We start from the raw sequence: 14517 nt of genomic DNA, 5'->3' as shown, positions 1-14517 counted from the left end.
CCTCGGGGAAAAGGCCTACTCTGGGGTAGTTTCCACTGGTCGGCAGGGAGCCCCCCACCCGGTAGCGTGAACTGTCATTACCGCCTTCCCGCAGGAGCACCCGCCGTGCGTATCGCAGTCACCGGCTCCATCGCCACCGACCACCTCATGACCTTCCCCGGCCGGTTCGCCGACCAGCTCGTGGCCGACCAGCTCCACACGGTGTCCCTCTCCTTCCTCGTCGACAACCTCGACGTCCGCCGTGGCGGCGTCGGCCCCAACATCTGTTTCGGCATGGGACAGCTCGGCGGCAGCCCGATCCTCGTGGGCGCGGCCGGCTACGACTTCGACGAATACCGCGGCTGGCTCGACCGCCACGGCGTCGACACCGGCTCGGTGCGCATCTCCGAGGTGCTGCACACCGCCCGCTTCGTCTGCACCACGGACAAGGACCACAACCAGATCGGCTCCTTCTACACGGGCGCGATGAGCGAGGCCCGGCTGATCGAGCTCAAGGCCGTCGCCGACCGGGTCGGCGGGCTCGACCTCGTCCTGATCGGCGCCGACGACCCCGAGGCGATGCTCCGCCACACGGAGGAGTGCAAGACGCGGGAGATCCCCTTCGCCGCCGACTTCTCGCAGCAGATCGCGCGCATGGAGGGCAACGAGATCCGCACCCTCCTGGAGGGCGCCACCTACCTCTTCTCCAACGAGTACGAGAAGGGCCTCATCGAGTCCAAGACGGGCTGGACCGACGCCGAGATCCTCTCCCGCGTCGGCCACCGGGTCACCACGCTCGGCTCGCGCGGTGTCCGCATCGAGCGCGTCGGCGAGACCCCGATCGAGGTCGGCTGCCCCGAGGAGACCGCGAAGGTCGACCCCACCGGCGTCGGTGACGCCTTCCGCGCCGGCTTCCTCAGCGGCCTCTCCTGGGGCGTCGGCCTCGAGCGCGCGGCGCAGGTCGGCTGCATGCTGGCCACGCTGGTCATCGAGACGCTGGGCACGCAGGAGTACACGCTGCGTCGCGCCAACTTCATGGAGCGCTTCACCAAGGCGTACGGCGAGGACGCGGCCGCGGAGGTCCAGTCCCACCTGTCCTGACCCCTCCGGAACGCCGGCGCCCGCGCCTTCGGGCGCCGGCGCCCCGCCGCTGAGCCCGGCGTCCTGCCCCCTCGGGCGCCGAGCTTCACCCCCACGACCCGAAACGGCTGGTCACGCCGAGCGTCGCTCCGCCCACCTCGTTGTCGGCAACGGTTCCGCCGGGCCGGGCCGGGCCGGGACGGCTGGTCGGGTCGGGCGTCGCTCCGCCGCACCTCGTTGTGGGCAGCTGTTCCTCCCCCAGACTCCGTCCGGGGGGACCCCCAGGGCGGAACGGGTGGGCACAACGGAACGTCGCCCCTTGCCGGGCCCAGGCTTCCTTGCCGTAACCCGCACCGGATGTGCGTCGCGCTGTTTGTGCGGGTTCGGGCGCAGGGGGCGGACGCGCCGCCAAGGGCGCCGTCCCGTGTGCCCACCCGTCCCGCCCCAGCGGGACGATTGCCCACACGGGGGTGGGCGAGGGCGGGCGGCGTAGGCGCAGCCACGCGGCGGTGGTCCGGGCGCGGCGCGGACCCCACGCGGAGGAGGCGAGGGCGCCGAGTGGCCCGCGGCCCACAACCGACCGCGTGTCCGCAAAGGGGCCCCGCGGCCCGCAGCGGACCGTGCCCCAGGTACGGCGGAGGCTCACCCGCTAAGGCGCGGCGGCAGCCCACCCGCTCAGGCGCGGACACGGCCCGCAGCCGGACCCGGGCCTCAAGCACGGCGGCGGGCCCACCCGCTCAGACATGGCGGCAGGCCACCCGCTCAGGCGCGACCGCGGCCCGCAGCGGGCCGGCCTCAGACACAGCGGCCGCAGGCCACCGCTCAGGTGCGCCGTCGGATCACGTACGCCACACCGCCCCGTTCCGACGGCGACTCGCCCACGTACTCCTGGCCCCGCATCTCGCACCACGCCGGAATGTCCAGCCGCGCCGCCGCGTCGTCCGAGAGGACCGTCACCGTGCCGCCGACCGGGACGTCTCCGATCACCTTGGCCAGTTCGATCACCGGGATCGGGCAGCGCCGGCCGAGCGCGTCCACGACGAGTGAGCCGGAGTCCGCCGGACCGGCGGTGGGCGTCGCGGCCGGGGCGCCGAGTCGTTCGCGTACTCCCGCGACGACGCCCGGCAGTACGTCGAGGAAGCGGTCCACGTCTTCCGGGGTGGTGCCGGTGGGCAGGGACACCCGGACGTTCCCCTCGCTCAGCACGCCCATCGCGCGCAGCACATGGCTGGGCGTCAGTGTCGAACTCGTGCACGACGAACCGGACGAAACGGAGAAACCCTCCCGGTCCAGCTCGTGCAGCAGGGTCTCTCCGTCGACATAGAGACAGGAGAAGGTGACGAGATGGGGGAGCCGGCGCACCGGGTCGCCCACCACCTCCACGTCCGGCACGAGCTCCGGCACCCGCGTCCGGATCCGGTCGACCAGGGCCCGCAGTCGGGCCCCCTCGGCGGCGGCCTCGGCCCGTACCGCGCGCAGCGAGGCCGCCGCCGCCACGATCGCGGGCAGGTTCTCGAAGCCGGGCGCCCGGCCCGACTCCCTTTCGTCCGTGGGGCCTTGGGGTGCGAACCTGACTCCCTTGCGGACGGCGAGCAGTCCCACGCCCGCCGGGCCGCCCCACTTGTGCGCGCTCGCCGCGAGCAGTGACCAGCCGCCCTCCACGGGCCCCCAGCCGAGCGACTGGGCCGCGTCCACGAGCAGCGGGACGCCCGCCGCCCGGCAGGCCTCGGCGGCCTCCGCCACGGGCTGCTCGGTCCCCACCTCGTGGTTGGCCGACTGAAGGCAGGCGAGGGCCGTCCCGGAGTCCAGTGCCGCCGCGAAGGCGTCCGCGTCCACCGCCCCGGACCGGCCCACCGGCACCTCGGTGACGGCGCCGCCGCCCGCCGCGTGCGTCTCGGCCGCGTGCAGGACGGAGGAGTGTTCGACCGCGGACACCACGATGCGGTTTCCGACACGCCGACGTGCCGCGAGAGATCCCGAGATTCCCGCGTGAACCGCGCGTGTCCCCGAAGGAGTGAACACGAGCTCGTCGGGGCGGCAGCCCACGGCCTCGGCCGCGGCCTCCCGCGCCGCGTCGAGCAGCAGCCGGGCCCGCCGTCCCTCCCGGTACAGCCGGGCCGGATCGGCCCAGCCCTCGTCCAGGGAGGCGAGCAGTGCCTGGCGGGCGACGGGGTGGAGCGGGGCGGCGGACGCGGCGTCGAAATACGGCATCCGCCCACCGTAGAGCCTGGGTGCGGGCGATCGGCGCCCGCCCGGGGCGCGTCCGAGGGGAGTCCGCGGCGGGTCCGCGGCATGTCCTCGGCGAGCCCTCCGTGAGCCCTCCGCGGGTCTGCGGCGAGCCCCTCGTGAGCCCTCGTCAGAAGCGCGGCGAGGCCGACCGGCAGACCGCCGAACGGACGCGTCCGACCCCCCTCCGGAACCCCGGAGTCCACCCCTTCGGGGACTCGGACGGCGCGTTGGGCACCCTCCCCGCGCGACCCCAAATAGCGTCCAGTAGGGTTTGGTCCGCATAAACATCCAAACCCCTGCCCGCGGCCGGGGCGGCGACCGACCAGCGAGACGGACGGCCGTGGCCGACCAACGCGGGCCGAGACTCTCGGGAAGGCGCTACGTGAGTCCCAACGGCTCCGACCGCTCGTCGCGGCGCCCGATGCGGCGGAAGCTGCCGCAGGTGCTGACTGCGGGCCTGATCCTGGCGACAGCCACGGGCTGCTCGTACAACTGGGAAGACTTCCCCCGCCTTGGTATGCCCACCCCCGTCACGGAAGAGGCTCCCCGGATCCTCTCCCTGTGGCAGGGCTCGTGGGCGGCTGCGCTCATCACCGGCATCCTGGTGTGGGGCCTGATCATCTGGTCCGTCATCTTCCACCGGCGGAGCAGGACCAAGATCGAGGTCCCCCCGCAGACCCGGTACAACATGCCCATCGAGGCGCTGTACACGGTCACTCCGCTCATCATCGTCTCGGTGCTCTTCTACTTCACCGCGCGCGACGAGTCGAAGCTCCTCGAGCTCACCCCGAAGCCGGCTCACACGGTCAACGTGGTCGGCTACCAGTGGAGCTGGGGCTTCAACTACGTCGAGAACGTGCCCGGTGTGTCGGGTGACGCCAAGACGGACAAGAACCTCGCCTCGCTTCCGGACAAGTTCCTCGCGGACTTCCCGGAGAACGCCGGCGGTGTCTACGACGCCGGTATCCCCGGCGACCGCAACCCGCAGACGGGCAACCCGGGTCCCACCCTGTGGCTGCCGAAGGGCGAGAAGGTCCGGTTCGTCCTGACCTCGCGTGACGTGATCCACTCCTTCTGGGTGGTCCCCTTCCTCATGAAGCAGGACGTCATCCCGGGTCACACGAACTCCTTCGAGGTCACCCCGACGCAGGAAGGCACCTTCCTCGGCAAGTGCGCCGAGCTGTGCGGTGTCGACCACTCCCGGATGCTCTTCAACGTCAAGGTGGTCTCTCCGGAGCGCTACCAGCAGCACCTGAAGGAGCTGGCCGAGAAGGGGCAGACCGGCTACATCCCGTCTGGCATCGAGCAGACGGACCCGGCCAGGAATGCGGAGAAGAACCAACTGTGAGCATCCACAACGAAACCCAGGGTGCCGCCGCAGCTGAGGACTCGTACGAGAACGAGCTGCCCGTACGGCGCAAGCAGCCCGGCAACGTCGTGATCAAGTGGCTGACCACCACCGACCACAAGACGATCGGGACGATGTACCTGGTCACGTCGTTCGTCTTCTTCTGCATCGGCGGACTCATGGCGCTCTTCATGCGCGCCGAGCTGGCCCGTCCGGGTACGCAGATCATGTCGAACGAGCAGTTCAACCAGGCGTTCACGATGCACGGCACGATCATGCTGCTGATGTTCGCGACGCCGCTGTTCGCCGGATTCGCGAACTGGATCATGCCGCTGCAGATCGGCGCGCCCGACGTGGCGTTCCCGCGGCTGAACATGTTCGCGTACTGGCTGTACCTCTTCGGCTCGATCATCGCGGTGGCCGGCTTCCTCACCCCGCAGGGTGCGGCCGACTTCGGCTGGTTCGCCTACTCCCCGCTGTCGGACGCCGTCCGCTCGCCGGGTGTCGGCGCCGACATGTGGATCATGGGTCTGGCCTTCTCCGGCTTCGGCACGATCCTCGGTTCGGTCAACTTCATCACCACGATCATCTGCATGCGCGCTCCGGGCATGACGATGTTCCGTATGCCGATCTTCACCTGGAACGTGCTGCTGACCGGTGTTCTGGTCCTGCTCGCCTTCCCGGTGCTGGCGGCCGCGCTGTTCGCCCTGGAGGCGGACCGCAAGTTCGGTGCCCATGTCTTCGACGCTGCCAACGGCGGCGCCTTGCTGTGGCAACACCTCTTCTGGTTCTTCGGACACCCAGAGGTGTACATCATCGCCTTGCCCTTCTTCGGCATCGTCTCCGAGGTCATCCCGGTCTTCAGCCGTAAGCCGATGTTCGGCTACATCGGTCTGGTGGCCGCGACCATCGCGATCGCCGGCCTGTCCGTGACCGTGTGGGCGCACCACATGTACGTCACCGGTGGCGTGCTTCTACCGTTCTTCTCCTTCATGACGTTCCTCATCGCCGTACCGACGGGCGTGAAGTTCTTCAACTGGATCGGAACGATGTGGAAGGGCTCGCTGTCCTTCGAGACACCGATGCTCTGGACGATCGGCTTCCTGATCACCTTCACCTTCGGTGGTCTGACGGGCGTCATCCTGGCCTCGCCGCCGATGGACTTCCACGTCTCCGACTCGTACTTCGTCGTCGCGCACTTCCACTACGTCGTCTTCGGCACCGTGGTCTTCGCGATGTTCGCCGGGTTCCACTTCTGGTGGCCGAAGTTCACGGGCAAGATGCTGGACGAGCGGCTCGGCAAGATGACGTTCTGGACGCTGTTCATCGGCTTCCACGGCACCTTCCTGGTGCAGCACTGGCTCGGTGCCGAGGGCATGCCGCGTCGTTACGCGGACTACCTCGACGCCGACGGCTTCACCGCGCTGAACACGATCTCGACGATCTCCTCCTTCCTGCTCGGTCTGTCGATCCTGCCGTTCCTCTACAACGTCTGGAAGACCGCCAAGTACGGCAAGAAGATCGAGGTCGACGACCCGTGGGGCTACGGCCGTTCGCTCGAATGGGCGACGTCCTGCCCGCCGCCGCGGCACAACTTCCTCACCCTGCCGCGGATCCGTTCGGAATCGCCGGCGTTCGACCTGCACCACCCTGAGATCGCCGCTCTCGACCAGCTCGAGAACAAGCCGCACGAGGCCGAGGCCCTCACGGGCAGCAAGGAGGCCGGCAAGTGAAGATCCAAGGCAAGATGTTCATCTGGCTGAGCGTCTTCATCCTTGCCATGGCGATCCTGTACGGCGTCTGGTCGAAGGAGCCGGTCGGTACGACGGCGCTGTTCCTGGCGTTCGGCCTCTCCATCATGATCGGCTACTACCTGGCCTTCACGGCCAAGCGTGTCGACGCGATGGCGCAGGACGACAAGGAGGCCGACGTCGCGGACGAGGCCGGTGAGCTGGGCTTCTTCGCCCCGCACAGCTGGCAGCCGCTGTCGCTGGCCGTCGGTGGCGCGCTCGCCTTCCTGGCCATCGCCATGGGCTGGTGGATCCTGTACTTCTCCGCCCCGCTGATCCTGGTCGGTCTCTTCGGCTGGGTCTTCGAGTTCTACCGAGGCGAGAACCAGAACCAGTAGCGGTACCCCGCTCCGCACCGGAGCACCCCGGAGGGGCCCGGACACTTCGTCATCGAAGTGTCCGGGCCCCTCTTTTGGCGCACTCGACGCGCTGGTGGCGAGGACAGTCCTTAGCGTGAAGTCATGAACGACACGCCGCGCATTCGGACTGTTCTGAGCTGCACTCTTCTGGCCGTCACCGTCACCGCCGGCGCCACCTCGTGTGCGGGCTCCGACGGCCATCCGCTGTCGGCGAGGGCGTACGACGCGGCGGATCAGCTCGCGGTCAGCGCTCCCTCGGACGGTGCCAAGGCGGACCCCGAGAAGCCTCTGGAGATCACCGCCAAGGGCGATGACGGGCGCATCACCGACGTCACCGCCACCGACGCCTCCGGCCGCCATCTGGCGGGCGAACTCACCGCGGACGGACAGCGCTGGCGCTCCACGGCCGCCCTGGCCGCCGGTGCGCGCTACACCGTCCGGGTCTCCACCGAGGACGAGGACGGCGCCCCAGGTGCCCGTACGTTCACGTTCGAGACGGCCCCGGCCAAACAGGCCCTCACCGCGGCCTTCGGCCCGGAGGCGGGCACCTACGGCGTCGGGCAGCCCATCACGGCCGAGCTCAGTCTCGCCGTCAAGGACCGGGACTCCCGCGCCATAGTCGAGCGGGCCCTCAAGGTCCGTTCCACACCCTCCGTCGAGGGCGCCTGGTACTGGGTGGACGACAAGAAGCTGCACTTCCGCCCGAAGGAGTACTGGCCGGCCGGCGCGCGCGTCACGGTCACCGGCAACCTCGACGGCCTCAAGGTCGGCGACAAGCTCTACGGCGGCGCGTCCAAGCCGCTGAAGCTCACCATCGGCGACCGGATCGAGGCCGTCGCGGACGCCGGGTCGCACTACATGACCGTGCGGCGCAACGGAGAAGTGATCAATACCATTCCGGTGACCACCGGCAAACCGGGATTCTCCACCCGAAACGGCATCAAGGTGGTGCTCGGCAAGGAGTACTACGTCCGGATGCGGGGCACCAGCATCGGCATCGCCGAGGGCAGCTCCGAGTCGTACGACCTGCCCGTCTACTACGCGACCCGGGTCACCTGGAGCGGCGAGTACGTCCACGCCGCGCCCTGGTCCGTCGGCTCGCAGGGCGTGGCGAACGTCAGCCACGGCTGTGTCGGCATGTCGACCGGCAACGCGGCCTGGTTCTACGAGACCGTCCGCGCCGGAGACATCGTCCGCGTCGTCAACAGCTACGGCGACACGATGGACACCTTCGGCAACGGCTTCGGCGACTGGAACCTGCCGTGGGCCAAGTGGCGCGAGGGCAGCGCCCTGGTGGAGGCCACCGGGAGCCCGGTCGCCACCACCGAGAAGGCCCGCCTCAGGCCCCTCCCTCTGTGAGGGGCCCGGTTCGCCTCCCGAGCGCCGGAGCCGGGCTCACAGGGCCCGCGGCCCCTACGCGTCGATCGACAGGCGCGAGCGGATGAGGGACGCCAAGGACGCCGCGAACTCGACCGGTTCGACCGGAAGGGTGACCGCGGCGTCCGCGCGGCTCCAGGTGGCCAGCCAGGCGTCCTGGGGGCGGCCGATGAGCAGCAGCACGGGCGGGCAGTGGAAGACCTCGTCCTTGATCTGCCGGCAGACGCCCATGCCGCCCGCGGGCACCGCCTCGCCGTCCAGGACGCACACGTCGATGCCGCCCTCGTCCAGGCGCTTCAGGACCGCGGGAAGCGTCGCGCACTCCACGAACTCCACCGGGGGGACGTCGGACGCGGGCCTGCGCCCGGCCGCCAGCCGTACCTGCTCGCGGGTGTTCGCGTCGTCGCTGTAGACCAGGACCGTGGCACTCGACTGCATCGTTCCTCCGGCTGGGAAGGCGGGTGGGTCGTCGTCGACCGATGCGCGGATGCTACTCCGGTCCACACCCCGTCAACACCCGTTCAACACCTGTTCGAAGGGTGCCGGGAGGCCCTCGCACTGGGCCGTTCGGGCCTGACACACCCCTCTGACACTCCGAACGGCACCCCCCGGAGTGAGGGCGGGATAAGCGACCGACATAATGTCGGTCGTGGCGACAGTAACGACAGTAGAAACAGGGCACGCGCACCCGTCGGTCAATCGACCGAACCTCACCAGCGTCGGAACCATCATCTGGTTGAGCTCCGAGCTGATGTTCTTCGCGGCCCTCTTCGCGATGTACTTCACCCTGCGATCGGTGACGGGTGCCGAGTTCTGGGCGGAAAAGGCTTCGGCCTTGAACTTCCCGTTCTCGGCGACCAACACCACGATCCTGGTGCTCTCCTCCCTCACCTGTCAGCTCGGCGTCTTCGCCGCCGAGCGGGGCGACGTGAAGAAGCTCCGGTCGTGGTTCATCATCACGTTCGTGATGGGTTCGATCTTCATCGGCGGCCAGGTCTTCGAGTACACCGAGCTGGTGAAGCACGAGGGCCTCTCGCTCTCGTCGGACCCGTACGGCTCCGTGTTCTACCTGACCACCGGCTTCCACGGACTGCATGTGACGGGCGGACTCATCGCCTTCCTGCTGGTCCTGGGCCGGACATACGCCGCCAAGAGGTTCACTCACGAGCAGGCAACCGCCGCCATCGTCGTGTCCTACTACTGGCACTTCGTCGATGTCGTCTGGATCGGCCTCTTCGCCACGATCTACATGATCAAGTAATCGGCGCCGCCGTCACGGCGGACCGAGACATCCAGCAAGCATCGACGCAGAAGATCCTGACACCGGGGTAATCCGTGAAAAAGCTCTCCGCACGACGACGCCATCCGCTGGCGGCGGTCGTCGTCCTACTTCTCGCGCTGGCGGCCACTGGGGGGCTGTACGCCGCGTTCGCGCCCGCGGGCACGGCGAAGGCCGATGAAACCGCCCAGTCCCTCGCCATCGAGGAGGGCAAGAAGCTCTACTCCGTCGGCTGCGCCAGCTGCCACGGAACCGGGGGTCAGGGCACCACTGACGGCCCGTCCCTCGTAGGCGTCGGTTCGGCCGCCGTCGACTTCCAGGTCGGCACGGGTCGCATGCCGGCCCAGCAGCCGGGCGCCCAGGTCCCGAAGAAGAAGGTCATCTACTCGCAGGCTGAGATCGATCAGCTCGCGGCGTACGTCGCCTCTCTCGGTGCCGGCCCGATCACGCCGACCGAGGGCCAGTACAGCCCTGACGGCGCGGACATCGCCAAGGGTGGCGAACTGTTCCGCACCAACTGTGCCCAGTGCCACAACTTCACCGGAGAGGGTGGCGCGCTGACCTACGGCAAGTACGCCCCCAACCTGGAAGGCGTGAGCCCGAAGCACCTGTTCGAGGCCATGCAGACCGGCCCGCAGAACATGCCCTCCTTCCCGGACACGACCATGCCGGAGAAGGAGAAGAAGGACATCATCGCGTACGTCCAGGCCGTCAACGGCGAGAAGGCCGACAGCCCGGGCGGTCTCTCGCTCGGTGGCCTCGGCCCCGTCAGTGAGGGCCTGTTCGCCTGGGTCTTCGGTCTGGGCGCGCTGATCGCAGTTGCCATCTGGGTCGCGGCCCACACCGCTAAGGCCAAGAAGTCATGAGTAGCCAAGAGATTCCAGAAGAGAACCTGCCGGCAGGGCAGGACACCGCGCACGGCGCGGTGATGGTCGCCGACGAGCCGTTCGCCGACCCGGGCCTTCCGCCCCACAAGCCCCGCATCCAGGACATCGACGAGCGGGCCGCCCGTCGGTCCGAGCGCGCGGTCGCCTTCATGTTCACGCTCTCGATGCTGGCCACGGTCGGCTTCATCGCGTCGTACGTGATCTTCCCGGTCGACAAGATCGTGTACATCTGGCCCTTCGGCCGGGTGTCCGCGCTCAACTTCGCGCTCGGCTGGACCCTCGGTCTCGCCCTCTTCTTCATCGGCGCGGGCGCGGTCCACTGGGCCCGCACCCTGATGTCCGACGTCGAGATCGCGGACGAGCGTCACCCGATCCAGGCCGACGCCGAGACCAAGGCGAAGGTCATGGCGGACTTCGCGGCCGGTGCCGCGGAGTCGGGCATGGGCCGCCGCAAGCTCATCCGCAACACGATGTTCGGCGCGCTGTCGCTCGTACCGCTCTCCGGCATCGTCCTGCTGCGTGACATGGGCCCGCTGCCCGAGAAGAAGCTCCGGACCACCATGTGGACCAAGGGCCTTCAGCTCATCAACATGAACACGCACGAGCCGCTGCGTCCCGAGGACGTCGCGGTCGGTTCGCTGACCTTCGCGATGCCCGAGGGCCTCTCGGAGCACGACCACCACTTCCAGACCGAGATCGCCAAGGCCGCCCTGATGATCATCCGGATCCAGCCGGAGGACATCAAGGACAAGCGCGAGCTCGAGTGGTCGCACGAGGGCATCGTCGCGTTCTCGAAGATCTGCACCCACGTGGGCTGCCCGATCTCCCTGTACGAGCAGCAGACGCACCACGTCCTCTGCCCGTGCCACCAGTCCACCTTCGACCTCTCCGACGGCGCCCGCGTCATCTTCGGCCCGGCCGGTCACGCCCTCCCGCAGCTGCGGATCGGCGTGAACGACAAGGGCTTCCTGGAGGCGCTCGGCGACTTCGACGAGCCCGTCGGTCCGTCCTTCTGGGAGCGCGGATGAGCACCGTGACCGATACGAAGAAGGCACCCGCAGGTGAGCGGGTCGCCGACTGGGCCGATGGACGCCTGGGGATCTACACGCTGGCCAAGGCCAACATGCGGAAGATCTTCCCGGACCACTGGTCCTTCATGCTGGGCGAGATCTGCCTCTACAGCTTCCTCATCATCATCCTGACGGGCGTCTATCTGACGTTGTTCTTCCACCCGTCGATGAACGAGGTGGAGTACGTCGGACCGTACGTCCCGCTCCAGGGACAGCTGATGTCCGAGGCGTTCAACTCGACCATGCACATCTCGTTCGAGGTGCGCGGTGGTCTGCTGATCCGGCAGATCCACCACTGGGCGGCGCTGATCTTCCTCGCCGGCATGTTCGTGCACATGATGCGCGTGTTCTTCACGGGTGCGTTCCGCAAGCCGCGTGAGATCAACTGGCTGTTCGGCTTCCTGCTGTTCTTCCTGGGCATGTTCACCGGTTTCACCGGTTACTCGCTCCCGGACGACCTGCTCTCCGGCACCGGTGTCCGCTTCATGCAGGGCGCGATCCTGTCCGTGCCGGTCATCGGCACGTACCTGTCGATGTTCCTGTTCGGCGGGGAGTTCCCCGGCGGCGACTTCGTGGCCCGGTTCTACTCGGCCCACGTCCTGCTGCTGCCCGGCATCATGCTCGGCCTCGTGGTGGCCCACCTCATCCTGGTGTTCTTCCACAAGCACACGCAGTTCGAGGGCCCCGGCCGCACGAACAAGAACGTCGTGGGCATGCCGCTGCTGCCGGTCTACATGGCCAAGGCCGGAGGCTTCTTCTTCCTGGTCTTCGGTGTCATCGCCATCGTCGCGGCGATCGCCTCGATCAACCCGATCTGGGCCATCGGCCCGTACCGCCCGGACCAGGTGTCCACCGGCGCCCAGCCCGACTGGTACATGGGCTTCGCCGAGGGTCTGATCCGTGTCATGCCGGGCTGGGAGATCAACCTCTGGGGCCACACGCTGGTCCTCGGCGTGATGATCCCGCTGGCGATCTTCCCGGCGGTCCTCGCGGCGATCGCGGTCTACCCGTTCATCGAGTCGTGGATCACCGGCGACAAGCGCGAGCACCACATCGCGCAGCGCCCGCGCAACGCTCCGACGCGCACCGGTTTCGGTGTCGCCTGGATCACCGCGTACATGATCATGCTCGTGGGTGGTGGAAACGACCTCTGGGCGACCCACTTCCACCTGTCGCTCAACTCGATCACCTGGTTCGTCCGGATCTTCTTCTTCGTCGGCCCGGTCATCGCGTTCGTCGTCACCAAGCGGATCTGCCTCGGCCTCCAGCGCCGCGACAAGGACAAGGTGCTGCACGGCCGCGAGTCCGGCATCATCAAGCGCCTGCCGCACGGTGAGTTCGTCGAGATCCACGAGCCGCTCAGCCAGGGCGAGCTGCACCGCCTCACGGCGCACGAGCAGTACGACGCCGCGGAGCTTCCGCCGGCCGTCGACGAGAACGGTGTGGAGCGCAAGATCGGGCGCGTGGAGAAGCTCCGGGTCAAGCTCAACAAGGGCTACTACGGCGACGACAACCAGGTCGCCAAGCCCACGGTCGAGGAGTACAAGGAGATCCAGAGCGGCCACGGCCACCACTGATCGCCCGAACCCCCCGGCTTCCTGAAGAAGTCGCCACGGCAAGAGCCCCGTCCATTCGATGGACGGGGCTCTTCGCCGTCCCCCGGGGTCGATAGGGTGGAGCCGTATTCCCTACGGACTGACCAGGAGCTGCCATGAGCGCTGCGACCCCCGCTGGAGGACCTACGTCGGCGGGCCGCTCCTGGCCCGTCGTCCTGGAAGGTCTGCTGACCGGCCGCGACCAGAGCGCGGAGGACACCGCCTGGGCGATGGACCGGATCCTCCGCGGCGAGGCCACCGACGCCCAGATCGCCGGCTTCGCGGTCGCCCTGCGCGCCAAGGGCGAGACCGTCGACGAGATCACCGGCCTCGTCCGCACCATGTACGAGCACGCCAACACGATCGAGGTGCCCGGCCCCTCCGTCGACATCGTCGGAACCGGCGGCGACGGCGCCAAGACCGTCAACATCTCCACGATGTCCGCGATCGTCGTCGCCGGCACCGGCGCCAAGGTCGTGAAGCACGGCAACCGGGCCGCGTCCTCCGCCTCCGGCGCGTCCGACGTCCTGGAGAAGCTCGGCGTCAACCTGGAGCTGACCCCGCGACGGGTCGCCGAGGTCGCCGAGGAGGCCGGGATCACCTTCTGCTTCGCGGTGAAGTTCCACCCGGCGCTGCGGCACGTCGCCGCCGCCCGCAAGGAGCTCGGCATCCGGACCACCTTCAACTTCCTCGGTCCGCTCACCAACCCCGCCCGGGTCAGGGCCCAGGCCACCGGCGTCGCCGACGCCCGGATGGCTCCCATCATGGCCGGGGTGCTCGCCGAGCGCGGCTCCTCCGCGCTGGTCTTCCGCGGCGACGACGGCCTGGACGAGCTGACCACCACGGCCACGTCACGGGTCTGGGTGGTCCGCGACGGCTCGGTGCGGGAGGAGGCCTTCGATCCCCGGGACGTCGGCATCGAGCTCGTACCGGTGGAGGCACTGCGCGGCGCGGACGCCTCGTTCAACGCCGATGTCGCCCGCCGGCTGCTCGCCGGGGAGACCGGTCCGGTACGGGACGCGGTGCTGCTCAACTCGGCCGCGGCGCTGACCGCGCTCGCGCCGGGGGAGGGCACCCTGGTGGAGCAGATCCGCGCCGGTATCGCACAGGCGGCGGAGGCGGTCGACTCCGGTGAGGCCCGGCGGGCCCTGGAACGCTGGATCGCCGTCAGCAACGCCTAGCCTCCCGCGCGGGATTCACCTCCGGCCCCGGTCCAGCATGCGGACCGGGGTCTTGCGCTTCGTCGATCATGTGGCAGGATGCTCTACAGGTCACGAGTGACAGCGTTTTGGCCCCGGCTTGCTGTCCGGCAACCCTCCGTCCGTGGCGGGGTGCCCCGGGTGATGACCAGGCCGTAGGCAGCGAGGTCTACGGCAAGCGCGGACCCCTCGAACACCAGGGGTCCTGGTCTCTCGAGGAGCTTTTTCCGTGAGCAAGCGAATGCGATAGGGCGAATACGCCCCCACTTCACCCTCGGATCAGGGTCACTTCCGTGTACCTCCATGTCTTCCGAGGCATCACCCG

General features: G+C 68.8%; 12 protein-coding genes and 1 riboswitch. Of the genes, 10 read left to right on the top strand and 2 right to left on the bottom strand.

Annotation, left to right across the window (positions count from 1 at the left end):
- The first annotated feature begins 105 nt into the window (after positions 1 to 105).
- On the top strand, positions 106 to 1080 hold the full coding sequence (locus ACH4MY_RS17190; protein WP_398003674.1) for a carbohydrate kinase family protein: 975 nt from the start codon (positions 106 to 108) through the stop codon (positions 1078 to 1080).
- Positions 1081 to 1881: 801 nt separating this feature from the next.
- On the opposite strand, the gene ACH4MY_RS17185 is transcribed toward ACH4MY_RS17190, so the two are convergent.
- Complete coding sequence (locus tag ACH4MY_RS17185) at positions 1882 to 3270, bottom strand: cysteine desulfurase/sulfurtransferase TusA family protein (protein WP_398003672.1); 1389 nt, start codon at positions 3268 to 3270, stop codon at positions 1882 to 1884.
- A 400-nt stretch (positions 3271 to 3670) separates the two neighbouring features.
- Between ACH4MY_RS17185 and coxB the strand changes: the two genes are divergently transcribed.
- From coxB to ACH4MY_RS17165, 4 genes are all read left to right on the top strand, one after another.
- On the top strand, positions 3671 to 4636 hold the full coding sequence (gene coxB, locus ACH4MY_RS17180; protein WP_398003669.1) for a cytochrome c oxidase subunit II: 966 nt from the start codon (positions 3671 to 3673) through the stop codon (positions 4634 to 4636).
- On the top strand, positions 4633 to 6369 hold the full coding sequence (ctaD, locus tag ACH4MY_RS17175; RefSeq protein WP_351898566.1) for a cytochrome c oxidase subunit I: 1737 nt from the start codon (positions 4633 to 4635) through the stop codon (positions 6367 to 6369). The genes coxB and ctaD overlap by 4 nt, the downstream gene beginning before the upstream one ends.
- Positions 6366 to 6764: a cytochrome c oxidase subunit 4 gene (locus ACH4MY_RS17170; protein WP_398003666.1), complete on the top strand. Its 399-nt coding sequence runs from the start codon at positions 6366 to 6368 to the stop codon at positions 6762 to 6764. Before ctaD ends, ACH4MY_RS17170 begins: the two co-directional genes overlap by 4 nt.
- 123 nt (positions 6765 to 6887) lie before the next feature.
- Entirely contained in the window at positions 6888 to 8144 is a 1257-nt protein-coding gene (locus tag ACH4MY_RS17165) for an Ig-like domain-containing protein (protein ID WP_398003663.1), read from the top strand.
- Positions 8145 to 8198: 54 nt separating this feature from the next.
- Here ACH4MY_RS17165 and ACH4MY_RS17160 read toward each other — a convergent pair whose 3' ends face one another.
- Positions 8199 to 8600, bottom strand: coding sequence for a hypothetical protein (locus ACH4MY_RS17160; protein WP_030314377.1), 402 nt, complete (start codon positions 8598 to 8600; stop codon positions 8199 to 8201).
- 202 nt (positions 8601 to 8802) lie between these two features.
- On the opposite strand from ACH4MY_RS17160, the gene ACH4MY_RS17155 reads away from it, so the two are divergent.
- The 5 genes from ACH4MY_RS17155 to trpD all read left to right on the top strand — a co-directional run bounded on the left by ACH4MY_RS17155 (position 8803) and on the right by trpD (position 14174).
- Positions 8803 to 9423: a heme-copper oxidase subunit III gene (locus tag ACH4MY_RS17155; protein WP_398003660.1), complete on the top strand. Its 621-nt coding sequence runs from the start codon at positions 8803 to 8805 to the stop codon at positions 9421 to 9423.
- Positions 9424 to 9497: 74 nt separating this feature from the next.
- A complete protein-coding gene (locus ACH4MY_RS17150; RefSeq protein WP_398003658.1) occupies positions 9498 to 10307 on the top strand; it encodes a c-type cytochrome in 810 nt (269 codons plus the stop codon).
- The gene (locus ACH4MY_RS17145) at positions 10304 to 11356 is read left to right on the top strand and encodes a Rieske 2Fe-2S domain-containing protein (protein ID WP_398003656.1); all 1053 of its coding nucleotides are present in this window, start codon (positions 10304 to 10306) and stop codon (positions 11354 to 11356) included. The genes ACH4MY_RS17150 and ACH4MY_RS17145 overlap by 4 nt, the downstream gene beginning before the upstream one ends.
- Positions 11353 to 12975, top strand: coding sequence for a cytochrome bc complex cytochrome b subunit (locus tag ACH4MY_RS17140; protein WP_398003654.1), 1623 nt, complete (start codon positions 11353 to 11355; stop codon positions 12973 to 12975). Before ACH4MY_RS17145 ends, ACH4MY_RS17140 begins: the two co-directional genes overlap by 4 nt.
- A gap of 134 nt (positions 12976 to 13109) precedes the next feature.
- Complete coding sequence (gene trpD / locus ACH4MY_RS17135) at positions 13110 to 14174, top strand: anthranilate phosphoribosyltransferase (RefSeq protein ID WP_398003651.1); 1065 nt, start codon at positions 13110 to 13112, stop codon at positions 14172 to 14174.
- 88 nt (positions 14175 to 14262) lie between these two features.
- Positions 14263 to 14379, top strand: a riboswitch (SAM riboswitch).
- Positions 14380 to 14517: the final 138 nt, after the last annotated feature.

The sequence above is a fragment of the Streptomyces sp. NPDC017246 genome (assembly GCF_044331325.1).
Classification (GTDB): Bacteria; Actinomycetota; Actinomycetes; order Streptomycetales; family Streptomycetaceae; genus Streptomyces.
This window is presented reverse-complemented; position numbering and strand designations above follow the sequence as displayed.